21 protein-coding genes are annotated in these 25,256 nt (G+C 44.2%); 20 read left to right on the top strand and 1 reads right to left on the bottom strand.

All coding sequences use genetic code 11. The features are described 5' to 3' along the window. The first annotated feature begins 308 nt into the window (after positions 1-308). From NE671_RS01160 to ptsP, 9 genes are all read left to right on the top strand, one after another. Positions 309-1,619, top strand: coding sequence for a peptidase dimerization domain-containing protein (locus NE671_RS01160; RefSeq protein ID WP_173740690.1), 1,311 nt, complete (start codon positions 309-311; stop codon positions 1,617-1,619). A gap of 220 nt (positions 1,620-1,839) precedes the next feature. Continuing rightward, positions 1,840-3,102, top strand: a complete 1,263-nt coding sequence (locus NE671_RS01165; RefSeq protein WP_173740689.1) for an ABC transporter ATP-binding protein — start codon at positions 1,840-1,842, stop codon at positions 3,100-3,102. Beyond that, positions 3,095-3,949 carry an ABC transporter permease gene (locus NE671_RS01170; protein WP_015525679.1) on the top strand — a complete coding sequence of 285 codons (855 nt, stop codon included), beginning with the start codon at positions 3,095-3,097 and terminating at the stop codon, positions 3,947-3,949. The genes NE671_RS01165 and NE671_RS01170 overlap by 8 nt, the downstream gene beginning before the upstream one ends. Beyond that, positions 3,946-4,740 (top strand): ABC transporter permease, encoded by a 795-nt coding sequence (locus NE671_RS01175; protein WP_173740688.1) that lies wholly within the window; start codon positions 3,946-3,948, stop codon positions 4,738-4,740. Before NE671_RS01170 ends, NE671_RS01175 begins: the two co-directional genes overlap by 4 nt. Continuing rightward, positions 4,730-5,776 (top strand): spermidine/putrescine ABC transporter ATP-binding protein, encoded by a 1,047-nt coding sequence (potA, locus tag NE671_RS01180; protein ID WP_129976125.1) that lies wholly within the window; start codon positions 4,730-4,732, stop codon positions 5,774-5,776. The genes NE671_RS01175 and potA overlap by 11 nt, the downstream gene beginning before the upstream one ends. Continuing rightward, on the top strand, positions 5,776-6,594 hold the full coding sequence (locus NE671_RS01185) for an ABC transporter permease (protein WP_015525682.1): 819 nt from the start codon (positions 5,776-5,778) through the stop codon (positions 6,592-6,594). Before potA ends, NE671_RS01185 begins: the two co-directional genes overlap by 1 nt. 12 nt (positions 6,595-6,606) lie before the next feature. Further along, positions 6,607-8,460, top strand: coding sequence for an extracellular solute-binding protein (locus tag NE671_RS01190; RefSeq protein ID WP_059086331.1), 1,854 nt, complete (start codon positions 6,607-6,609; stop codon positions 8,458-8,460). 33 nt (positions 8,461-8,493) lie between these two features. Continuing rightward, positions 8,494-9,534 (top strand): polyamine ABC transporter substrate-binding protein, encoded by a 1,041-nt coding sequence (locus tag NE671_RS01195; protein WP_118752472.1) that lies wholly within the window; start codon positions 8,494-8,496, stop codon positions 9,532-9,534. A gap of 29 nt (positions 9,535-9,563) precedes the next feature. Then, positions 9,564-11,216, top strand: a complete 1,653-nt coding sequence (ptsP, locus tag NE671_RS01200; protein ID WP_022426290.1) for a phosphoenolpyruvate--protein phosphotransferase — start codon at positions 9,564-9,566, stop codon at positions 11,214-11,216. A 156-nt stretch (positions 11,217-11,372) separates the two neighbouring features. Here the strand turns inward: ptsP and NE671_RS01205 are convergent, their stop codons facing one another. Further along, positions 11,373-12,251, bottom strand: a complete 879-nt coding sequence (locus tag NE671_RS01205; RefSeq protein WP_022426289.1) for a homocysteine S-methyltransferase family protein — start codon at positions 12,249-12,251, stop codon at positions 11,373-11,375. A gap of 299 nt (positions 12,252-12,550) precedes the next feature. Between NE671_RS01205 and NE671_RS01210 the strand changes: the two genes are divergently transcribed. From NE671_RS01210 to NE671_RS01260, 11 genes are all read left to right on the top strand, one after another. After that, positions 12,551-13,276, top strand: coding sequence for a polysaccharide biosynthesis tyrosine autokinase (locus tag NE671_RS01210; RefSeq protein WP_015525686.1), 726 nt, complete (start codon positions 12,551-12,553; stop codon positions 13,274-13,276). A 36-nt stretch (positions 13,277-13,312) separates the two neighbouring features. Next, positions 13,313-14,029: a CpsB/CapC family capsule biosynthesis tyrosine phosphatase gene (locus tag NE671_RS01215; RefSeq protein WP_015525687.1), complete on the top strand. Its 717-nt coding sequence runs from the start codon at positions 13,313-13,315 to the stop codon at positions 14,027-14,029. Between the two features lie 12 nt (positions 14,030-14,041). Beyond that, positions 14,042-14,776 (top strand): YveK family protein, encoded by a 735-nt coding sequence (locus tag NE671_RS01220; protein WP_092073330.1) that lies wholly within the window; start codon positions 14,042-14,044, stop codon positions 14,774-14,776. A 51-nt stretch (positions 14,777-14,827) separates the two neighbouring features. Continuing rightward, positions 14,828-15,622, top strand: coding sequence for an immunoglobulin-like domain-containing protein (locus NE671_RS01225; protein WP_092073327.1), 795 nt, complete (start codon positions 14,828-14,830; stop codon positions 15,620-15,622). Between the two features lie 87 nt (positions 15,623-15,709). After that, on the top strand, positions 15,710-17,128 hold the full coding sequence (locus NE671_RS01230; RefSeq protein WP_022426286.1) for a sugar transferase: 1,419 nt from the start codon (positions 15,710-15,712) through the stop codon (positions 17,126-17,128). Between the two features lie 267 nt (positions 17,129-17,395). Beyond that, positions 17,396-19,444: a polysaccharide biosynthesis protein gene (locus tag NE671_RS01235; protein WP_334304390.1), complete on the top strand. Its 2,049-nt coding sequence runs from the start codon at positions 17,396-17,398 to the stop codon at positions 19,442-19,444. A 50-nt stretch (positions 19,445-19,494) separates the two neighbouring features. After that, positions 19,495-20,700 (top strand): DegT/DnrJ/EryC1/StrS family aminotransferase, encoded by a 1,206-nt coding sequence (locus NE671_RS01240; protein ID WP_015525695.1) that lies wholly within the window; start codon positions 19,495-19,497, stop codon positions 20,698-20,700. Beyond that, the gene (locus NE671_RS01245) at positions 20,697-21,896 is read left to right on the top strand and encodes an ATP-grasp domain-containing protein (RefSeq protein ID WP_110102086.1); all 1,200 of its coding nucleotides are present in this window, start codon (positions 20,697-20,699) and stop codon (positions 21,894-21,896) included. Before NE671_RS01240 ends, NE671_RS01245 begins: the two co-directional genes overlap by 4 nt. A gap of 15 nt (positions 21,897-21,911) precedes the next feature. Next, positions 21,912-22,502: a sugar transferase gene (locus tag NE671_RS01250; protein ID WP_256163559.1), complete on the top strand. Its 591-nt coding sequence runs from the start codon at positions 21,912-21,914 to the stop codon at positions 22,500-22,502. 15 nt (positions 22,503-22,517) lie between these two features. Further along, complete coding sequence (locus NE671_RS01255) at positions 22,518-23,723, top strand: ATP-grasp domain-containing protein (protein ID WP_256163560.1); 1,206 nt, start codon at positions 22,518-22,520, stop codon at positions 23,721-23,723. Positions 23,724-23,820: 97 nt separating this feature from the next. Continuing rightward, positions 23,821-24,990 carry a glycosyltransferase gene (locus tag NE671_RS01260; protein ID WP_173741476.1) on the top strand — a complete coding sequence of 390 codons (1,170 nt, stop codon included), beginning with the start codon at positions 23,821-23,823 and terminating at the stop codon, positions 24,988-24,990. The last annotated feature ends 266 nt before the right edge of the window (positions 24,991-25,256 follow it).

A 25,256-nucleotide genomic window follows, 5' to 3' on the forward strand; every position in this document is an offset into this window, starting at 1 on the left:
TGGACACTGTGTAAGACATTGCAGTACCGTAAGGTGTTTGCCAATGCAGTAGTGGAAGAAGCAAGAATCCCCCTGCTTTAGCTGTGGGGAGTGTCAACAGAAGGACATCTACACAGGAGAGCAGTGGCTGGAGATCATGCCGCAAAAAGCATCCAAAGCGCAGGCTGCTTTGCAGCTAAAACAAAAACTGGAATGTGACAGATTAGTTGTTTTTGGTGATGGAAATATCTCCAAAAAATATCTATTTCCAAACCAACTGTTTTATGATATCATATAGCTTAACCTGCGGAAAATGGAGGTTATAAGACATGAATCATATTGAAGAAAAGATCATTCAGACTATAGATGAACACAGAGATGAGATCATAGCCTTTGCGAAGGATATCCAGAGTCATCCGGAACCAGGGTTTTATGAGGAGAGAACAGCCGCACACGTAGCGGCTTTTTTGCGTGGCCTGGGACTTCGTGTGCATGGAGGACTTGCACGCACAGGGGTTCGCGCCGAGTGGATGGAACAGGACGGACCGAACATTACGATTATCGGAGAACTTGACGCCATCGGATGTAAGTCGCATCCGATGGCTGATCCCGTCAACGGGACAGCACATGCATGCGGACACCACGCACAGATTGCAGCCATGATTGGCGCAGCATTGGCACTGACCAATGAGGAGGTTCAAGCCTCTCTGTCTGGGTCCGTATCTTTTTTTGCCGTTCCGGCGGAAGAATACATTGATGCAGATAAACGTGCACGGCTTCGTAAAGAAGGAATCGGCTTTCCTGCATCCGGAAAAAGCGAGCTGATCCGTCTTGGAGAATTTGACCATTCTGATATTATTATGACAACACATGTGCACATGATGCCGGTGGAGGAAGACTTCTACCTGGGAAATGCAGCTTGCAACGGATTTTCCGCAGAACGAGTGACAGTAAGAGGAAAAGCCGCACATGCAGCCATTGATCCATGGGATGGTGTCAATGCATTAAGTATTACTTCCAGTGCCATTCAGATGATGGGACTGATGCGGGAAACGTTCCGGGAGGAAGACCATGTGCGTATTCACAACGTGATCCGAAAAGCCGGGGATGTGATCAATGCAGTTCCGGACGAAGCGGTGATCGAAACAAAAGTCCGTGCAGCGTCTCTGGATGCGATCCGGGCAACACAGGAAAAAATGGACCGTGCCTATGACGGAGCTGCCTATGCATTCGGTGGTATGATCGAAAGAGAACCGCTTCAGGGATATATGCCGATCCTGCACAGAGGTGCGGATAAAGTGATGGAAGAATCCGTAAAGCTTCTGGATGCTTCATACCGATGTTCAAAGCCGGCAGATTTTAACAACGCCTGTACCGACGTAGGAGACCTGACCCATCTGTTTCCAGTGCTGAATTTTACATTCGGAGGATTTGCGGGAAAACTCCACGGAGCAGATTTTAAGATCATGGATGAAGAACTGGCATATATCAAACCAGCCAAGCTTCTGGCACTGACTACGTATCGTCTTCTCTGTGATCAGGCAAAAGAAGCAAAAAAAATCTGTCAGGAATTTAAACCTGTATTTAATAAAGAAACTTATTGTCAGTATATACGAGATAATTTTCATGAAAATGAGTAGTTAACCGAACCAGAGAAGTCCTATGAAGGTACAATAAGCAATCTTGAATCAGGAAATCCCATGGGGTACAATAAGCAATCTTGAATCAGGAAAGTCCCACGCGGGGTATAATAAGCAATCTTGGATCAGGAGAATCCCCTGCGAGAGTACAATAAGCAATTTTATATCAGGAAAGTCCCATGCAGGGTACGGATATCATAGCAAACAGAAGGAGAACGAAATGTCCGAAATTTCATTAGAACTGAAAAACATAAAAAAGAGCTTCCAGGAAGGTGAGGACGTCCTGGAAAGCATTTGTCTTACAGCAAAAAAAGGAGAATTTGTCACTCTGCTGGGGTCTTCCGGCTGTGGAAAAACCACCACACTGCGGATCATTGCAGGCCTGGAACAGCCAGATTCCGGCCAGGTTTTTCTGGATGGAAAGGATGTGACATTCCTGGAACCGAATCAGCGCAATGTGAACACAGTGTTCCAGAATTATGCACTTTTTCCCCATATGAATGTAGCAGATAACATTGGATATGGGCTGAAATTGAAAAAAACATCGAAAGCAGAGATCAGCAGAAGAGTCAAAGAAATGCTGGAGCTTGTTCAGCTTCCGGGCTTTGAGAGGCGTAAGCCGTCAGAGCTTTCCGGCGGTCAGCGCCAGCGTGTGGCCATAGCCAGAGCACTTGTGAACAATCCGGAGGTACTTCTTCTGGACGAACCCCTTGGTGCACTGGATCTGCAGCTGAGGCGTGCCATGCAGCACGAGCTGAAGCGCCTGCAGAAGAAGCTGGGGATCACCTTTATCTATATCACTCACGATCAGGAAGAAGCCATCAACATGTCTGATACGATCGCTGTGATGAACCACGGACGCTTTGAGCAGATCGGGACGCCGGATGAGATCTATAATCATCCGAAGACCAGCTATGTGGCAACCTTTGTTGGAAATGCCAATATCCTGACCGGCATTGTGGAAAGCATTGCGGAAGAGGAGATTGACGGTACTTCCGCTCAGATCACCGTAAGAACTGATGCCGGAAAAGTAAAAGTATCAATGGACACCGCAGCTACATCTGACAGAGGATATTTCCCACAAAAAGGAGAAAAGGTTACCATCGCAGTAAGAAGCGAAAATATCCGGTTTGAAGAAAATAAAAAAAATGCACAACAAAGCACGCCGAATTGCACATCAGAAAACACACAAAAGAGCGTACAGGAGCCCGCAGAAAAAAACACAGATGACAGCTGCGATGGCTTAACCGCCGAAGTCATTGAAAAAACCTTCGCCGGCGGCCAGCTCCGAGTTGTTTTGAAAACTTCGGAAGGTCAGGAAATCGTGGCAAGCCGTTACGGCATTGATACAAATGTCAGTGTAGGAGAAAAGGTGCGCTGCTGTTTTCTTCCTACAGATGCAGTGCTGGTAGATCGGGAAGAAAGATCAGAAGAAGTATTGCCGGATCAGTCATGTCCCTGTGCAGGAGGTACCCATGCGTAAGCACAGAGCAGGCTCCGTATGGATGATCCTGCCGCTGTATCTTTTTACACTGATCTTCGTTGCACTGCCTCTTCTGTATGTAGTTGCACTGAGCTTTTCCACAGCAGACGGCGGCTACGGCGTGAACTGGAAATTTACTCTGGATAATTACAAGCAGATCCTGGAGCCTGTATACCTGCAGACCTTTACGGGATCCTTCCGCCTTGCGCTCACCAGCACTTTGATCATCTGTCTGGTGGGCTACCCTTTCGGATACTTTATGGCAAAGCTTTCCGAGGGCAAAAAGAAGTTGGCCATGCTTTTCCTGATGCTGCCTTTCTGGGTGAATTCCCTGATCCGTCTTTATGGCTGGATCATCATTCTCCAGAAAAAGGGCCTTCTGAATTATCTGCTGATGAAGCTTGGCATCATCCAGGAGCCCTTAAAAATCCTGTACAGCTATCCGGCGATCGTGATCGGTATGATCTATGTATTGCTGCCGTTTATGGCACTGTCCGTATATTCCAGTGCGGAAAAGCTGGACTGGTCCCTTGTGGAAGCTGCCAGAGACCTTGGAGCCAGCAGATGGAAGGCTTTCTGGAGCGTCACCTTTAAGCTGACTTTGCCGGGACTTCTTTCCGGAGTGATACTTACCTTTATTCCGTCTATGGGTCTGTTTTTTATTGCGGATATCCTGGGCGGAAACAAGATCGTACTTGTGGGAAGCCTGATCCAGGAGCAGATGACAAGAGGCAATAACTGGCCCTTTGCCGCAGCACTGGCTGTGGTACTGATGATACTGACAACTCTGATGATCGTATTATATCGGAAGCTTACCAATGTGAAGGAACTGGAGGGAATCGGATGAAAAAGAACTCAAAGCTTTCAGGATTGTACCTGGGAATCCTGTTTTTCCTTATGTATCTGCCCATTGGTGTGGTAGTGGTATTTTCGTTTAATGAAGCAAGACTTCCGGTGCGCTTTACCGGATTTTCCCTGAAATGGTATCAGGAACTGTTTCAGGACAGGGATCTGATCCAGGCATTGAAAAACAGTTTGATCCTGGCGGTGTCCAGCTGTGGGGTATCTGCAATGATCGGAACACTGGGGGCTGTAGGACTTTCCAGGATCCACTGGAAAACAAAAGGGGTGATGGAGTATATTTCCATCCTGCCTCTGATGATCCCGGAAATCATTCTGGGAATGGTACTGATGGCATTTTTCTATATGCTGAACCTGCCATTTGGAATGCTGACACTTCTGATCGGACACACGGTTTTCTGCGTGCCCTATATTTTGATGGAGGTAAAAGCAAGGCTTGTGGGAATGGATCCGTCCCTGGAAGAGGCAGCCAGAGATCTTGGTGCCGGTTCCTTTCGGGCCTTCTGGGACATTACCCTGCCGCTGATCATGCCGGCTGTTATATCCGGCTCTCTGCTGGCCTTTGCCATGTCCATGGACGATGTGGTGATCAGTATTTTTGTAACCGGGCCACGTGTATCCACGCTGCCGATAAAAGTTTACACACAGATGAAAACAGGCGTTACGCCGGAGATCAATGCACTTTGTACCATAATGCTGGGAGTGATCCTTCTGGTACTGGCAGTATATCTGATCGCAGGAAAACGCGGGAAGGGGAATATAAAAGATGAGCAATAAACTGATCGAGTTAAAAAATCTCACAAAAAACTTTGATGACCAGCAGGTGCTCCGGGGCATTAATCTGGACATTCACGAAAACGAATTCCTTACGCTTCTGGGACCCAGCGGCTGTGGAAAGACAACAACCTTAAGGATCATTGCAGGCTTTGAGGAGCCAAGCGGCGGAGAGGTACTGTTTAACGGAATTGAGATCTCCAAGCTGCCTCCATATAAAAGAGAGATCAACACGGTATTCCAGAAATATGCATTGTTTCCGCATCTCAATGTTATGGACAATATCGGTTTCGGCCTGAATCTGAAAAAGGTAGATAAATCTGTTATTGAGCAGAAGGTAAAAAGAATGCTGAAAATGGTAGGGCTGGAAGGCTTCGAAAAAAGAGATGTTACACTTCTTTCCGGTGGACAGCAGCAGCGAGTTGCCATTGCCAGAGCTCTTGTCAATGAGCCGAAGGTTCTTCTGCTGGATGAGCCACTCGGCGCACTGGATGCCAAGATCCGTAAGCAGATGCAGATCGAGCTGAAAAAGATCCAGAGAGAGGTAGGGATCACCTTTATCTATGTCACCCATGACCAGGAGGAGGCACTTTCCATGTCTGATACGGTAGTAGTCATGAACAACGGTGAGATCCAGCAGATTGGCAGCCCGACAGATATCTATAATGAGCCGGAGAACCGTTTTGTTGCCGGCTTTATCGGAGAGTCCAATATTATAGAAGGAATAATGATCAGGGATTTCCTTGTGGAGTTTGATGGCTTCCGTTTTGAATGTGTAGACAAGGGATTTGAGGACAACGAAGCCATTGAGGTTGTTCTCCGCCCGGAGGATCTGGATATTGTGGAACCGGATCAGGCCAAGATCAGAGGAACGGTACGGAACATTACGTTCAAGGGCGTGCATTATGAGATCCTGGTCGAGACGGAGCTTCGCACATACATGGTGCATACTACCGATTATGCAGAAGTGGGACGTGAAGTGGGACTGAAGTTTGGTCCTGAGGATATCCATGTTATGTGCAGAATGGGAGGATACTAATGAAACAGTTCAAGCATCTGATCAAGCCGTATATCATCTGGGCTTCGATCCTGATCGTGGTACCATTGATCCTGATCGTGCTTTATGCATTTACCTCAGATGGAAATGAAGTTCTGACCCTGCATTTTACATGGGCGAATTTTGCAAAATTTCTGGAAGCTACATATTTAAGTGTTATCCTGAAATCCTTCCGCCTGGGTATCCTGACCACACTGATCTGCCTGGTCTGCGGATATCCGCTGGCATACATTATCTCCAAATATTCCGAAAAGGTGCAGAGCTTTCTGATCCTTATGGTCACCATTCCCATGTGGATCAACATGCTTCTCCGTACCTATGCATGGATGAACATTCTTTCTGACAATGGTCTGGTGAACAACCTTCTGAAAATGCTGGGAATCTCACCGATCACCATGATGTATACAGATTTTTCCGTTATCGTGGGCCTTGTTTGTAACTTTATGCCCTTTATGATCATTCCGATCCATACATCCTTAAGTAAAATGGACAAGTCACTGATCGAAGCGGCCAACGACCTTGGTGCCAATCCCTTCCAGACCTTCTGGAGGATCACCTGGAAGCTTTCCATGCCAGGTGTGGTCAATGGTATCATGATGGTATTCCTTCTGTCCATATCAACCTTCGTTATTCCGAAGCTTCTCGGCGGCGGCCAGTACATGCTGATCGGTAATCTCATCGAGTCACAGTTTATTTCTGTAGGTGACTGGAACTTCGGAAGTGCCATCTCTCTGATCCTGGCAGTGATCATCCTGATCTTTATGAGCCTGATGAAGAAGATGGATACCCAGGACGATTAAAGGAGGCAGGAGATGAAAAGAAAAAATACCATATTTTCAAAATTATATGTAGTGCTGTGTCTGGCATTTTTTTACCTGCCGATCCTTGTGACCATGATCTTTTCCTTTAACTCATCCAAGTCCCTGACCAGATTTACAGGATTTTCCCTGCGCTGGTACGGAGAGCTGATAAACAACATGGAGATCAGTAAGGCAGTTTATGTTTCGGTCACAGTGGCAATTCTGGCAACTGTTATTTCCACAGTGCTGGGAACCATCACAGCCATCGGACTTTCAAAATCCAGAAAGGTGCTGAAGGAGATGGTCCTTACCATCAATAACTTTCCAATTCTGAATCCGGAGATCGTAACCGCGATTGGTCTGATGCTGCTGTTTTCTTCGCTGGGAATGACGAAAGGCTATCTGACCATGCTGCTGGCACATATCGCATTCTGTACGCCCTATGTGATCACCAGTGTATATCCGAAGGTACGAAGCCTGGATCCGAACCTTGCCAATGCAGCCATGGATCTTGGTGCAACGCCATATCAGGCACTTACCAAGGTTATCGTGCCCATGATCAAAGAAGGGATTTTTGCGGGAGCGCTCCTGGCCTTTACTATGTCCTTTGACGATTTCGTAATTTCCTACTTTGTTTCCGGAAACGGAGTAAAAAATATATCCATTGTTGTATATAATATGACAAAGCGCATCAATCCCACCATCAACGCCCTTTCTACCATTGTGATCGTGGTCATTGTACTGGTGCTTCTTTTTGCAAATCTGATCATGCCGAAGCTTCAGGCCTCCACCGTGAAAAAAATGGATCCGAAAAAAAGAAGGATCGTTGCGGTTATCACAGCTGCTGCGGTTGTTCTGGTATTGGGAAAGTGGACGCTCGTAAGTCAGGGAAACCACGTGCTTCGTGTATATAATGCCGGAGAATATATGGACCTGAGTCTTCTAGACAAATTTGAGAAGCAGTATAACTGTACTGTTGTATATGAAACCTTCGAGTCCAATGAGATGATGTACACCAAGCTGGCCAGTGGTGAAACCTACGATGTTTTGGTTCCGTCAGATTATATGATTGAAAGACTGATCAAGGAGGAATATCTTCAGGCCCTTGACTGGAAAAAAATTCCAAACAGCAAAAATCTTCTTCCCGAGGTACAGAATAAGGACTATGATCCGGGAAATCGTTATTCCTGTCCGTATTTCTGGGGAACTGTAGGAATCCTTTATAATAAGAATGTAGTCTCTCAGGAGGATCTTGACAAAGAGGGCTGGAATATTCTCTGCGATGAAAAATATAAGGGAGATCTTTATATGTATGATTCCGAAAGGGATTCCTTTATGATCGCCCTGAAAGCGCTGGGGTATTCCATGAACACAAAAAATCTTGATGAGATCCAGCAGGCTTATGAGTGGCTGATCCGGCAGAGAGATACCATGGATCCGATCTATGCAGGTGATGATGTGATCGACAACATGATCTCAGGAAACAAGGCAATGGCGGTTGTTTATTCCGGAGATGCTTCCTATATTATCAGCGAAAATCCGGAGCTTGGCTATTATACTCCGCAGCAGGGAACCAATACCTGGTATGATGCCATGGTCATTACCAAGGACTGCAATGAAGTAGATCTGGCTCATGAGTTCATCAATTTTATGCTGGATGATGAAAATGCTCTTTCCAATACCGAAGAAGTAGGATATACTTCTACTGTAAAGAGTGCATTCGAGGAGATGAAGAACGGAACTTATGAGGGAATTTCTTCCTATATTCCGCAGATCGACAATCCAAAGAATGAGATCTTCGGATACCAGAAGCCAAAGATCAAGCAGAAATTCGCAGAGCTTTGGACAAAGGTAAAAGCAAAATAACAAGACGTCAGAGAGAGACATGAAGGAGGTTCTATGAGATCAAAAAAAGCAGCAGCGATCATGTTATGTGCGGTACTTGGAACATCTATGATAACAGGTGTCAGTGTCAGTGCAAAGGATAAGGATGAACTGGTACTTTATACATGGGACGGAATGTTTCCGCAGGGAGTGCTGGATGATTTTGAAAAAGAAACAGGGACCAAGGTAGTATATTCCAACTTTGATACCGATGAGACCATGCTTGAGAAGCTTTCCCAGGCAAAGGGTGGCGATTACGATGTGGTAATTGCAGATGATTACATTATCGACAGCGCGGTAAAAGAGGGACTTGTCCAGAAGATCGACAAGGATACCGTTTCCAATTTTAAGAACATCAACTCCCTTTATCAGGGACAGTTTTATGATCCGGATGACGAATATACAGTACCTTACGGAGCAGGAATCCCACTGATCGTTTATGATCCGGAGCAGGTAGATATCGACATTAAAGGATACAAGGATCTCTGGGATAAGTCTCTGGAGGACAGCATTGCCATCGTAGGTAATTACCGCGTGATCTGTGGCATCACACAGCTTTCCATGGGAGAGAGCATGAACGAAGAAGATGTAGCCGTGATCGACAAGACAGGTGAGAAGCTGAAAGAGCTGGCACCGAACATTCGTATGATCCAGGATGACAATACACAGAATGCACTTCTCAACGGAGAGGCAAGTGTGGCATTTCTTTATACATCACAGGTAACACAGGCGCTGAAGGATAATCCGGATCTTAAGGTGGTTTATCCGGAGGAAGGTCTTGGATTTGGTATTATGGGAATGTTTGTGCCAAGTGAAGCACCGAATGCGAAGGCTGCCAATGAATTTATCAATTATATCCTGGAGCCGGAAGTATCTGCACAGTGCATCAACTATATCGGATACTACAATACAAACAAGGCAGCAGATGATCTGGTAGACGAGAGCCTGGTTGTTCCGGACAGCGTGACAAAGGGTGAGATCGTACAGAATGTAAGCCAGGAAGCAGAGCAGGAATACAATAAGATCTGGACAGAGTTTAAAGCTGCCTGCGATTAAGCAGACGGACCAGTAAGGGGGTTTTTCAGGTGGAGATATACAAAGGCACATCCGCTTTTTCCGGAATAGCCATTGGAAAAATACTGTATTACCACAGAGGCGAATATCAGATCCGTCAGTCCATGGTAGACAATGTAAAAAAGGAGCTGGATCGTCTGGATAATGCAAGAACAGCGGTAAAGAACCAGATCCAACATATGTATAAAAACGGAGCACCCCTCCCCAAAGAGCAGGAGCTGACCTTGAAACGGCAGCTGAAGCTCTTAAGTGGCGGCAGCTTCCAGCGGGCCGTGGAAAGCATGATCACGACAGAAAAGGTCAGTGCAGCTTACGCAGTCCAGACAACCAGGGATGAGCTTGCAAATGTGTTCCGCAAGCTGGAGGACGAGGCTGTCAAAGAACAGATCGAAAATATCAGGGAGATTTCCGAGCTGCTGATCGGCGCCATGGGTGGCTCCCATGCACGGATCAATCTGGGAGATGAGCCGGTGATCCTTGCAGCAGAGCAGCTTTCCCCCAATGAACTTCTGGAGATGAACAAAGCCAGTCTTCTGGCGGTAGTCATGCATCAGGGGTCTGTTATTTCCCATGTATCGATCATGGCAAAATCCATGGAAGTCCCCACCCTGGTCGAGGTGGAGATACAGAAAGAATGGGATGGCCATATGGCTATTGTAGATGGGTATACAGGAACACTGTATATCGATCCGGAGCCGGAGCTTCTTAAGGAATATGAGATCCGTCATGCAGCAGATAAGGAAGAGCGGGAAGAACTTTTGAGACTTCGGAACCAGAAGGATATCACAGCCGATGGCAAGGAGATCAAGCTTCTGGCAAACATCGGAAATCTGGATGATCTGAATACGGTTCTTTATTACGGAGCAGCAGGTATCGGCCTTCTTCGAAGTGAATTCCAGTATCTCGGAAGAGAGAATTATCCAAGAGAGAATGAGCTGTTCCGTGCCTATAAAAAAGTAGCCGAGGATATGGATGAACGTCCGGCAGTGATCCGTACCGTGGACCTGGGGGCAGACCGTCAGGCAGAATATATGGCAATTCCTGATGAGGTCAATCCTATGATGGGAAACCGCGGCATCCGCCTCTGCCTTGATCGCAAAAAAATGTTTAAAGCGCAGCTTCGGGCTATTTACCGTGCAAGTGCCTATGGAAATATCAACCTGATGTATCCGATGATCACGTCCGAGGATGAACTGGATGAGATCGAGAAGCTGATCCGTGAGGTAAAAAAGGGCCTGGATGAGAAGAACATTCCTTACAAAAACATCCGTACCGGAATTATGATCGAAACACCGGCAGCGGTCATGATCAGTGAAGAACTTGGAAAACGTGTGGATTTTCTGAGCCTTGGAACCAATGACCTGACCCAGTATACCCTGGCTATGGACCGGCAGAATCTTCTTTTGAAGGATAAATACAACGATCATCATCCAGCGCTTGTAAAGATGATCCGCATGGTAACAGAGGCAGGACATAAGTCAGGATGTGAAGTTTACATATGCGGAGAGCTGGCAGCAGATTCCAATCTTACAGAAGCTTTTATCCAGATGGGAGTGGACGGCCTTTCCGTTGTTCCTGCCTGTGTACTTCCAGTGCGAAAAGCGATCCGCAGCTCCTATGCGGATGAGGCAAACCGGCCGGAAGAAGCAGTAAAAGAGAAATAATATCCGGAAAAATAAAAATCCTGAGAATTTCTATGTTGATATCTGTTGATATCTCACATAGGATCCTCAGGAATTTTTTGACGGAATCTTTCACTCACGGCTTATTGCTGTTCTAAATTGAAGCAGTGCGTGGAAGCATATCTGTTCCGGTTAAAGTTATCGAAGTCCAAGCACCTGGGCGGTTTCCGAAATAAACTCCGGTGTGGTACCACAGCATCCGCCGATCACGGAAGCACCGTTGTCCACCAGCACCTTCATATAACCTGCAAAATCCGCAGGGGTCATACTGTAAACTGCATTTCCAAGATCATCGATCTGGGGCATTCCCGCATTGGGTTTGGCAATGACCGGAATGGAAACGTTCTCTTTGATATTGCGGATAACCGATACCAGCTGATCCGGGCCAACCGAGCAGTTGATGCCGACAGCGTCTGCACCTGCAGCTTCCAGGGACATGGCAGCCTCTATGGCATTTCCGCCGCTGAAGATACTTCCGTCTGCTTCTACAGTCACGGTACAGATGATAGGAAGCTCGCAGACACTCTGGCAGGCGTCTACAGCAGCCAGTGTCTCCTCGATGTTGATCATGGTTTCCGCTACGATCAGGTCCACACCCGCATCACGGAGATAGCCGATCTGTTCCTGATAGACTTCGAAGGCTTTTTCGTAAGTCATGTCACCGGCCGGTGCCATCATCTTGCCTGTGGTGGTGATATCACCTGCTACGAAAACACCCTCCGGTGCGATCTCCTTTGAATAGCCGGCCAGGGTATGATTGATCTGTTCGATCTGATCCTCCAGTCCGTGCATAGTGAGGTTAATACGGTTTCCGCCGAAGGTAGGCGCATAGATGATATGGCTTCCCGCCTCGATGTATGCTTTCTGCAGAGACTGGATCACATCCTTGTGCTCAAGCACCCAGCTCTCTGTGCAGACACCACGCGGCATGCCGGCCTTCATCAGGTTGGAGCCGGTAGCACCATCCAGCAGCAGGACATGATCTTCGGTCAGTTTCTGAAATTCCTGTTTTGTCATATGTTTATATCCTCCTTATGGCAGCCAATCACGGTTGGCAAAAAATAAGGCTCCTCCTGTAACCGCTGCACTCATTGCCGTGGGTTTATTTTAACACAGGGAATAAAAATAATCTATCCTGTTTCGGGGCCGGGGAATAAAAAATAATAAAAATTAGGCAAATTGTACATATTTAACGGCTTTTCTGTCGAATAAAGAACTTGCGTATTAGAAAATGGGATTGTATAATAACCTATAGACATGCCCAAAGGGCAAGACTGTCATCAGATAGAACAAAAAGGTAAAGGTGAAAAGGAATTATGATTAAAGTTAAACTGAGCAACTGGAAGTCTGATCACCAGATGGATGAGGCTTATAAAGCTCTGCGAACAAATATCCAGTTCTGCGGAGCAGATAAGAAAGTGATCGCACTTACCAGCTGTACTCCTAATGAGGGAAAGAGCAGTGTGGCATTTAATCTTGCTGCCTCTCTTGCTGAGAGCGGCAAATCAGTGCTTCTGATCGATGCCGATCTGCGTAAATCCGTTTTGATGGGACGTGTGACAGTAGACCAGGAGGTAATGGGACTTGCTCATTATCTTTCCAAGCAGGCCAAGCTTTCTGACGTGATCTGTGCCACTACACTTCCGAAGTTCCATATTATCTTCTCCGGTATCGTACCTCCGAACCCGGCAGAGCTTCTCGGAAACAGACTCTTCAAGGATATGATCCGCGTGGTAAGAGATGTTTATGATTACGTTATTGTAGATACACCGCCGCTTGGACTGATCATCGACAGTGCTATCATAGCAGATTCCTGCGACGGATCTGTAATCGTCGTTGAATCCGGTACCATCAGCTACCGTTTTGTACAGGAAGTAAGAGATCAGCTTGCCAAGAGCAACTGCCCGATCCTGGGAACCATCCTGAACAAGGTGGACTACAGCAAGGCCGGCAATTACGGTCACTATGGCAAGTATGGTAAATACGGCAAGTACGGTAAGTATGGTTCCTACGGAGATTATGGTGAGAGCAGCAGTAAATAAAAAAACATTGACAACAGAAATGAGTGGGTTATTTTAATGAAGGGACTTTATGATATTCATTGTCATATCCTCCCCGGGGTGGATGACGGTGCAAGAAACATGGAAGAATCACTCTGGATGCTCAACAAGGAGTATCAGGAGGGCGTACGTCATGTGATCCTGACACCACATTTCCGGTACGATATGTTTGAGCCGCATATGAACATTGTGACAAGACAGTTCATGCAGCTGCGTAGAGCAGCCATGAATATTGGTGATGAAGGCATGAGACTTTATCTGGGCTGTGAACTCCATTCCAGTATGGATATGGTGGAATGCCTTAAGAAGGGACGGCGGCTTACCCTTGCAGGTTCCAGATATGTGCTTGTGGAATTCAGCAACGGAGATGAGAAAAATTATATTGAAGAACGGGTCAGAAGTCTTCTGATGAATGGTTTTATCCCGATCATCGCTCATGTGGAACGTTATAAGGCTACCCGGAACGATATTGGATTTTTGACAGAGCTGAAGGATATGGGAGCACATATCCAGGTCAACGCAGATACCATCAGCGGTCAGGACGGATTCGGGGCAAAAACCTTTGCACGGAAAGTCATGAAGCATGGGCTTCTGGATTTTGTCGGTTCTGACGGACACCGTAAGACGGAGCGTATCCCGGAGATCGGCAAATGTGTCGCCAAAATGGAAAAAACAATGGGGAGCGAATATGTAAAGAAGATCTTTATCAAAAATCCCCGGAAAATCACAGGGTAATGGAGAAAAGAAATGGAAAATCAGACTGTTAACAACAACGACGAAGTAGAGATCGATCTTGGTGAGGTATTTCACCTGTTACTGAGCAAGCTGGGTGTTATCATTTTATCCGGTATTGTTTTCTGCCTGGCAGCTGTTATGGGAACCATGCTTCTGATCACACCGAAGTATGAATCCACAACCAAGATCGTGGTACTGTCCAAGCAGGACAGCAGCACACTGACCAATCAGGATATCCAGACGAGTACATCACTGACAAAGGACTATGCGGAGCTGATCAAGAGCCGTACAGTTACCGAGGGTGTGATCGCACAGCTGAAACTGGATATGACACATGAGAAGCTTCTTAAGAAGCTTTCCGTAGATACACCAACGGATACACGAGTAGTATCCATCACAGTTACAGATACCGATCCTTATACAGCGGCAGAGATCGCAAACGCAGTAAGAGATATTGCTTCCAAGCATATCCAGCAGGTTATGGATATCAAGGCAGTAAATGTGGTAGAGACAGCAAACATCCCGGATGAGCCATCAAGCCCAAGCGTACCGAAAAACGGTGTGATCGGCGGACTTCTGGGTATCCTTCTGGCAGCAGCCGTTGTGCTCATCATATATCTGACAAACGATACTGTAAAGACACCGGAAGACGTAGAGAAATATCTTGGATTAAGCGTACTTGGTACAATCCCATACTCTTCCAAAATGGGCAAGAAATCCAAAAAGAAAAAGAAACGTCACGCATAAAAATAACAACAACGGATCAAAGTGTTGGGAAAGGCCGGGAGCAGCAAAAATATGAAGAAATTTTTTGTGTTTTTATTAGTGGTCATCTGCCTTGGTATGGGAGTCGGTGTAGTATACATGAAGAGCTCCGAGGATAATGAAGGACCGAAGATCACATTTGAAGAGGGAAAAGATACGAATTATACATCCGATATGACAGAAGAGGATCTTCTGAAGGATGTAAAGGCACAGGATGACAGAGATGGAGATGTTACAGAGTCTCTTACTGTAGAAACCATATATCCGAAGACTGACGGAAAACAGGTTTCTGTTATCTTTGTTGCAAAGGACAAAAACAACAATGTAACAAAAAAAGAATTTACCATGGAAGCTCAGGACGGCAGTGCTGAAAATCCGCAGCTGGGACTGATCGATAATGACGGTCTCACAGAGGACGGAGATTCCACAGACACCACAGAGCCTGCAGAAGAGACAGATATGCAGGATGGGACAGAAGCAGACAGCACAGATGCTGAAAGCGGAGATTCCACAGAAGGAGAACTGACTCCGGAGGAACAGGCGCGGAAGACACAGGAAGACAAGATCGAGCAGCTCTCTCCGCAGGATCCGAAGATGTATCTGACTACCTATTACGTAGAGGTACCGGTAGGAACTACGCTGGATAAATTAAGCTATGTAAAGGATATCCAGGATGATACACAATCAAGAAGTGATCTTTTTAGAGTTATCCAGATTGACGGTAATGTAAATACAAATATACCGGGAACTTACGAGCTTACATATTATGTAGTAGACAACAGTGGAAACAGCTCCAACGGAGCCGTACTTACCATTGTTGTGAAATAAATATCATCCCCTCTCCAGGTGCCTGAGATACCGGAGAGGGGATAAAAGCAACAAAAAATGTAAGCGAGGGAAGGCGTAGAAAAGAATATGTATCAAAAAGAAAACAGCAGCTGGGTAAAACATGCCGATTTTACGATTTGCGATATGTTGTGTCTGCAGCTTGCGTTTGTACTTGCATACTGGATCCGAAACGGGATCGATCAGCCATACGAGACAGAGCTATATCGAAATGTGGCAGTGGTGATGTTTCTTATCCAGCTGATGGTCACATTTTTTAATGAAAGCTTCAGCGGAGTTCTGCGAAGAGGAATGCTGGTGGAACTGAAGAAAACCTTTGAACAGTGTACACTGGTCTGTCTTCTGGTCCTGGCATATATGTTTCTTTTAAGAATTGGAAACAATTATTCCAGAATGATCCTGCTGATCACCTATGTACTTTATATCTGCTTCAGCTACTGCGGCAGACAGGCATTGAAGAAATTCCTGAAGGATCACAGATACGAAGAAAGCGAGAAGCGATCCCTGCTGATCGTTACAGTCAGTGAAAATGCAGACAATGTGGTGGAAACCATCCGCAAGAATAATTACGGAACCTATCATTTGGCAGGAATTGTTTTTATGGATTGTGACAAGAAGGGAGCATCCGTCTGTGGAGTGCCGGTAGTAGCCGGAAAGGAGGATATGATCTCCTATATCCATAAGAACTGGATCGATGAAGTATTTTTTGCAGTGCCTAAGGAAATTCCGATCCCGGAGCAGATGATCAAGGATTGTTCTGCAATGGGAGTTGTTATCCATATGAGACTGGCAACCATGAAATCCCTTGGCAAGAACCAGGTGGTGGAGGAGCTTGGCGGATACACTGTGCTTTCCAGCAGTATCCACATTGTGACACCGCGCCAGATGTTTGTGAAACGAGCTATGGATATCGCAGGCGGTCTGGTAGGTTGTCTTTTTACAGGAATCGCAGCGATCTTTCTGGTTCCGGCCATTAAGATCAAATCTCCGGGTCCTGCATTTTTCTCACAGGTCCGCATGGGAAAGAACGGTCGTCCGTTCAAGATCTATAAATTCCGCTCCATGTATATGGATGCAGAAGAACGCAAAAAAGAACTGATGAAACAGAATAACATAAAAGATGGAATGATGTTCAAAATGGATGATGATCCACGAATCATCAAAGGAGTAGGACATTTTATCCGAAAGACATCCCTGGATGAATTTCCACAGTTCTGGAATATTCTGAAAGGAGATATGAGTCTTGTAGGAACCAGACCGCCGACAATGGATGAGTGGGAGAAGTATGAGCTTCACCATCGCAAACGTCTGGCCATCAAGCCGGGACTTACCGGTATGTGGCAGGTAAGCGGTCGAAGTGATATTACAGATTTCGAGGAAGTCGTAGAGCTTGACACAAAGTACATTGCCGAATGGTGTCTGAAGCTGGATATAGAGATCCTGGTTAAGACAGTTATGGTCGTTTTCCGCGGAAGCGGCGCCAAATGATCCATACATATTGAGATTCGAATATAATGACCCGGGCTGCGGAGACGCAGTTCGGGGATAAAAATAAATTAGATAAGTTATAAATATAAAAGAGGAAGTAAAAAAATGCAGATTTTATTGATCATGCTGATCGTAATATTCCTTGCGTTCTCGGTCCTGCTTCTGGCACTGGCAAAACAAAGTCCCAGGGAAAAGCAGACAGAAGACAAAGAGCAGGAAGAATACATCAGGGATTATGCAGAAACAGTAAGACAGACCGGAGGAAGTATGAAGAAGTTAGAACATTGGAAAGTAATTGCGATATATCTGATCATCTATGACATGATAGCTGTTAATTTTTCTTATTTTATGGCGCTGCTGGTGAGATTCGATTTTCGGTATTCCTCGATCCCCACAGACTATTTTGCCGCATGGAGGAGTTTTGCACCAATCTATACCATTATCATCCTGGTAGTGTTCGGATGCATGCATCTGTATAACAGTGTATGGCGTTTCGCAAGCTTCCATGAGCTGATCAAGATCACGGTAGCAACTGTGATCACTGGCGTTCTGCATATTGTGGGTATCACGATCTTCTGGGAACGGATGCCGGCTTCCTATTATCTGATCGGTATCATGCTGCAGTTTTTCCTGACTGTAGGCGTACGTTTCTCCTATCGTTTTGTACTTCTTGAGCGGAACCGCAGAGAAAAGAGCGAGCGTGAGGAGCGGAGCAAAAACGTGATGATCATCGGTGCAGGAGAAGCGGGCAGGACCATTGTCCGGGAGCTTCAGAATGCAAAGGAAACCAATTCCAGAGTACGCTGCCTGATCGATGACAATCCGAATAAATGGGGAAGATACATGGAAGGCGTTCCGGTGGTAGGTGGAAGAGACGATATTTTTCTCAATGTGGACAAGTATCATATCAATCAGATCCTTCTTGCGATCCCGACGGCAACACCGCATCAAAAGCGGGATATCCTGAACATCTGCAAGGAAACCGGCTGCGAGCTGAAGCAGCTTCCTGGTGTATATCAGCTTGTAAACGGAGAAGTATCCCTGAGCAAGATGAAAAAAGTAGCAGTGGAGGATCTTCTTGGACGAGACACCATCAAAGTCAACATGTCAGAGATCTTTCAGTATCTGAAGGGCAAAAGGATCCTGGTAACAGGAGGCGGCGGTTCTATCGGAAGCGAGCTCTGCCGTCAGATCGCAGGTCATGAGCCGGAGCTTCTGGTGATCTTCGATATTTATGAAAATAACGCATATGACATTGAGCAGGAACTGAAGGCCAGTTATCCGAACCTGAACCTGAAGGTACTGATCGGCTCCGTCCGCGACAGCAAAAGGATCAACTGGGTATTTGAAACCTACAAGCCGGAGATCGTATATCATGCAGCCGCACATAAGCACGTACCGCTGATGGAGAACAGCCCCTGTGAGGCAATCAAGAACAATGTGGTAGGAACCTATAAGACTGCATATGCGGCAATGATGAACGGCTGCCAGCGTTTTGTGCTGATCAGTACCGACAAGGCTGTAAACCCGACCAACATCATGGGCGCCAGCAAACGACTCTGCGAAATGGTAGTCCAGAGCATGAACATGGTCAGCCACAACGGACACACCGACTGGCTGCCACGACTTGGCGGACACAGAAAGGATACCCTGGATGCACTTCACGACAACGAAGGCCAGGCATATGTAAGTGAGAACCATACATCGAAAGCAGGAACCGGCACAGAATTCGTAGCTGTACGATTCGGAAACGTTCTGGGCAGCAACGGAAGCGTGATCCCGCTGTTCAAGCGCCAGATCGAAAAAGGCGGCCCTGTCACCGTCACACATCCGGACATCATCCGCTACTTTATGACTATCCCGGAGGCCGTAAGCCTTGTCCTCCAGGCAGGAACCTACGCCAAAGGCGGCGAGATCTTCGTCCTGGACATGGGAGCCCCGGTAAAGATCGACACCCTTGCCCGAAACCTGATCAAGCTTTCTGGCTACACCCCGGATGTAGACATCAAAGTCACCTACACCGGCCTCCGCCCAGGCGAAAAGCTCTACGAAGAAAAGCTGATGGCCGAGGAAGGCATGGAGAAAACTCCAAACGACCTCATCCACATCGGCAAACCCATCGAAATGGACGTACAGGAATTCTTCAGACAGCTGGAAGTCCTGGCAGCATACGGCTACGCCAACAGCGAAAAGATCCGGGACATTGTAGCCGCGATCGTACCGACCTATCACTCTGCGGATTCCGACCTGAAGCTGCATAAGAAGGTGTATGAGGAACTGATGAGTGAGGCGGCTGTGGCTGCGGAGAAGAACTGATAACTGGTCAATAATTTACATATATACGAAAACGAAGGAGTGTTGAAAAAATGAAAATCCCATTTTCACCGCCAGATATTACAGAGGCAGAAATCGAACAGGTAGCAGAAGCTTTAAGATCCGGATGGATCACAACAGGACCGAAAACAAAAGAACTGGAAAGAGAAGTTGCGGATTTATGCGGCACCAATAGAGCTGTATGCCTGAATTCGCAGACTGCATGTGCGGAAATGACACTTCGTCTTCTGGGAATCCACGAAGGCGATGAAGTGATCACTTGCGCTTATACCTATACCGCAAGTGCATCGGTGGTGTGTCATGTCGGGGCAAAGCTGGTTCTTATTGATACACAGGAAGATTCTCTGGAAATGGATTATGACAAGCTGGCAGAAGCTATTACAGAGAAAACAAAAGTGATCATTCCGGTGGATCTTGGCGGAGTGCCATGCGACTATGACAGGATCTTCTCTATCGTAGAAGAGAAAAAGAAGCTTTTCCATCCAGTCAATAAGCTTCAGGAAGCAATCGGAAGAGTTATCGTAATGGCAGATGCAGCCCATGCATTTGGTGCGACCTGGCATGGAAAACCAGTGGGCAGCATTGCGGATTTTTCAAACTTCAGCTTCCATGCAGTGAAAAACTTTACAACAGCAGAAGGCGGCGCTGTGGCATGGAGAGATATCGAAGGAATTGATAATGAAGAAATCTATCATCAGTATCAGCTGTTATCACTTCATGGTCAGTCAAAGGATGCCCTTGCAAAAACACAGCTTGGCGCCTGGGAGTATGACATCATCGGACCTTGGTTTAAATGCAATATGACCGATGTAGTTGCCGGGATTGGACTGGCGCAGATGAAACGGTATAAAGCTTTGCTTGCAAGAAGAAAAGAAATCATCAGCAGATATGATGCAGCATTTAAACCACTCGACATCGAAGTGCTGGATCATTACAACGAAGAGCATCAGTCTTCCGGACACCTGTACATCACCAGAATCCCGGGAATCACTCTGGAGCAGAGACACGAGATCATCGTCAAAATGGCAGAAAAAGGGGTTGCCTGCAACGTACATTACAAACCACTGCCAATGATGACTGCTTATAAAAATATGGGATTTGATATCAAGGATTACCCGAATGCTTATAAGCGATTTGAAAATGAGATCACATTGCCGCTGCATACGAAGTTGACGGATGAGGAAGTGGAGTATGTGATTGAGATGTTTTTGGGGATTGTGAAGGAATATATTAAATGAAAAAAATCATGATTTTGGGAGCAAGTATATTACAGCTTCCAGCGATAAAAAAGGCAAAGGAAATGGGGCTGGAAGTTGTAGTTGTCGATATGAATCCCGACGCAGTAGGCTTTCAGACAGAAGGAATCGAAAAAGAAATCATAAGCACGATTGATATACCTGAGATAGTGAAAGCTGCAAAAAGACATTCTATTGATGGAATCATGACACTTGCTACAGATATGCCAATGAGAGCAGTGGCAGCAGTGGCAAGGGAAATGAATTTGATTGGAATTAGTGCAGATACAGCTGTGAAAGCAACAAATAAAGCGGAAATGCGGAAGGCACTGAAAAAAGCAGGTGTTCCGATTCCTGTATTTTACAAAGTATCTACTAAAGAAGAATATTTGGAAGCAGTAGGAAAAATAAAAGAAGCAGGTTATCGATGTATTATAAAACCGGCAGATAATTCGGGAAGCCGGGGAATCAATCTGCTTAAAGATTATGACAGTGAAACTGTGGAAAAGGCTTATAACTACAGTAAGGAATCTTCAAGGTCCGGAGATCTCATGGTTGAAGAGTATATGGAAGGGCCAGAGGTAAGTGTAGAAACTTTAAGTGTCAACGGCGTATGCCATGTTATTCAGATTACAGATAAGCTGACAACAGATGCACCATATTTTGTAGAAATGGGACATTCACAGCCATCAGGTCATACAGAAGAAATAAAAAAGCAGATAGCGGAGGTGGCTATTGCAGCGAATCACGCAATTGGTATTTCAAATGGACCATCCCATACAGAAATCAAAATAACGAAGGATGGACCTAAAGTTGTAGAGCTTGGAGCACGGCTGGGAGGAGATAATATTACGACTTATCTTACGCCTCTTTCCACAGGTGTAGATATGGTTGAAAGTTGTATACGAATTGCACTTGGTGAAACTGCAGACTTAGAGCCTAAATTTCATAAAGCATCTGCTATAAGATATTTTAGAGTTGAGCAAGGTTTCATCAGAGATATCAGGGGACTTGAAGAAGCCAGAAAGATTCCAGGTGTAAAACAGATTTATGTTGTACATGGGATCGGGGAAAAAATGAATGGCATAAAGAGTAGTGGAGATCGTAGCGGCTTTGTAATCGCGCAGGCAGATACAGCTGAAAAGGCTGTAGAAATATGTGAAAAAGCGCTGGATTTAATAGAAATAGAAATGGAGTAAGGGAAGTATAAATTCATGTACGAAAGATACATAAAAAGAGGTTTGGATGTTATATTTGCAGTCATTGCACTGCCGATCGTATTAGTAGTCTGTATTATTTTTGGGACATTGATCTGGCTAGAGGACAGGGGAACGATTTTTTATCTGGCAAAGAGAAGGGGAAAAGACGGGACAATCTTTAATATGTATAAGCTTCGTTCCATGAAGGTAAATGCGCCAGATATTAGAAATAAGGATAATTCAACTTTTAACAGTGCAGATGATCCAAGAGTAACAAAAATCGGAAAGCTAATGAGAAAAATTTCAGTTGATGAGCTACCGCAGGTATTTAATATTCTGAAAGGAGACATGAGCTGGATCGGACCAAGGCCAGTAACAACAGACAGACCATTGTCTGAGTATGACCAGAAAAGAAAAGATCGTTTAAAAGTAAAACCAGGCATTACAGGGTATACACAGGCCTATTATCGAAATAATATTTCACAGGAAGACAAACTGGCTCTGGATGCAAAATATACACAGAAAGTAACATTTCTGGGTGATCTGAAGATTTTCTTTAAAACAATTGAAACTGTAGTATGCAGAAAAAATGTTTATACAAATTAGAAGGGAGAAGAAAAAATGGGTGTTGAAGGAAAAAGACTTTTAGTATTAGGTGCTGGAAGAGGACAGATCGGACTGTATAAAGCAGCAAAAGAGATGGGAATCACAACAATTGCAGGAACCATGCCTGATAATAATCCTCCAGGAATTCCTCTGGCAGATGAAGTGTGCTTTATGAATATTGCAAATCCTGATGAGGTTGCTAAAAAAGCAGCGAATCTTAAATTGGACGGAGTGGCTACTTGCTGTCTGGATACAGGAATTTCAGCTCTTGGAAAAACCTGTGATTCTTTAGGATTAACAGGACTTCCGGAAAAAGCAGCCATCATGTGTAATGATAAGTCAAAAATGAAAAAAGCATTTATGGAATACGGTGTAAGTACAGCACAGTATTTTGAAATTTCCAGTGAAGAGGAATTAAAAAATGCATTGGATAAAATTAAATTGCCGGTGATCATTAAAGCAACGGATTTACAGGGAAGCAATGGAATTTACATAGCAAAAACAGAAAAAGATGCCTATGACGGATTTCATGCAGCAATGGGATTAACAAAAAGATCGTACTGTATTGTAGAAGAGTTCATAGAAGGATGGGAATTTGGTGCGCAGGCATTTGTATATAACAATGAGGTACTTTTTGTTATGCCACATGGCGACGAAACTTATATGAGCCATACGGCAGTACCGGTAGGACATTATGTTCCGCTGGATTGCGATGAGAACATCCACGAACAGACGGAAGAAGCTGTAAAAAATGCAATCAAAGCTTTAGGATTGAATAACTGTGCAGTAAACGTAGACTTGATTTTGAGAGACAATAAGGTTTATGTAATTGAGCTTACAGGCCGTGTAGGTGCAAACTGTCTCCCTGAACTGGTTGAGATTAACTTCGGAATTGAATATTACAAAATGATTGCTGCAATGGCTGTTGGAGAAAATCCGCTGGAGTATTGGAATAAAAGACGTGAAACATCAAAAGCAGGCCTTGCCAGAATGATTTTGGAGACTGAAAAGGAAGGAATTCTAGAAGAAATCGAATTTAATGGATGCAAGGATGAAGATGTTTTAGAAGTGACTTTTTTTAAACATCAAGGTGATAGAGTAAGGGTGTTTGAAAATTCAAATGACTGTGTAGGACAGGTGATTGTACAGGGAAATAATCAAAAACAGTGTCAGGATACTTTGAATGAGGTATTAAAAAATATTCGGATAAAATTAAAATGATAACATGTTAAAAAAGAGGAGAGTAAATTGACGATACATTATGAAAACACTGTGTTTATTTACAAATGAATTTCCATATGGTACTTGGGAAGCATACTTGGAGACAGAAGTAAAATTTTATGATCAATTTGACAAAGTATATGTTTTTGCACTTCAATTAAGAAAAGAACACTCAAAAACTCGGAGGGCACTTCCTGAAAATTTTACAGTGATTCCTATTTGGTATGCTCCAAGATGGAAATATTTAATAAATAGTATTCGAGTATTAAATGATCCTAATTTATATAAAGAACTATTTTCGATGATAAAAAGAAAACAGCTTGGGATAAAAAGGATAATAGACTTGTTTGTTTATTTAAGTAGAGCAAATTATGAGATGAGAAAAATAAAAAAAAGTATCAGTTTAGATGAGATAAAAGATGCAATTTTTTATTCATACAGATTTGAGTATCAGCCATATGTTGCACTACTGTTAAAAAAAGTATTAAAGACAAATAATAAAATTGTATCACGTGCACATCGATATGATTTGTATGAAGAATTTAGAAAAAATAAGTATATACCATGCAGAGAAATTTTGTTGAAAAATATTGATGTTGTTTATCCATGTTCTGAAGATGGAAAAAAATATTTACAAAATAAATTTCCAAGATATAAAAGCAAAATTAAAACCAGTTTTCTTGGAACTAAAGGGTATGGAGTGGAACAATATAAAAAAGGCAAAGTATTAAGGATAGTTAGTTGTTCAAATGTAGTACCGGTTAAAAGATTAGATTTAATTATAAAGACATTAATGAATCTTAAAGATGTGGATATTGAATGGACGCATTTTGGTGATGGAATTTTAATGAGTCAGATCAAAGAGTTGGCAACAAAACTTCCAAATAATATTAGTGTAGAATTTAAAGGAAACATAAAAAACAGTGATTTAATGAGGATATATGTAAATAATCAATTTGATCTTTTTGTAAATGTCAGTATATCAGAAGGAATTCCTGTGTCTATAATGGAAGCTCTTTCGTTTGGAATTCCATGTGTTGCAACGAATGTTGGGGGAACAAATGAAATTGTAACACATGGTTATAATGGATGGCTTTTAGATGAAAATTTTAGAAAAGAAGAACTTGAGAATATTATACGAGCGTATTGGAACTTAAATAATGAACAAATTCTTAAATTACGTGATTGTGCATATTCTTCATGGAAAAATAAATATGATGCAGAAAAAAATTATTCGATTTTTATAAATAAGTTATATGAAATGTAAAAAAAGAGAAATATTGGGAAACAGATTTTGATAAAGATATCATAATTCGGGATTATGTATGGATTAAATTGTTTGGAAAATCTTTATAGATGTACATAGAGTAGTCTGTTTGGAAAAGTTTATAAGGATATACGAATATCGTATAGAGTGGTTTAAAAAATAAGTAAGGTATTTTGGGTAATGGAAAGTGTGTAACATTATAAACAAAGAAGAGAAAGAAGGAGTTTAATTTACGTTTGAAGTAATAGTTATTTTTAGATTACTAC

The organism is Blautia sp. DFI.9.10 (assembly GCF_024461705.1).
Taxonomy (GTDB): Bacteria; Bacillota; Clostridia; order Lachnospirales; family Lachnospiraceae; genus Blautia_A; species Blautia_A fusiformis.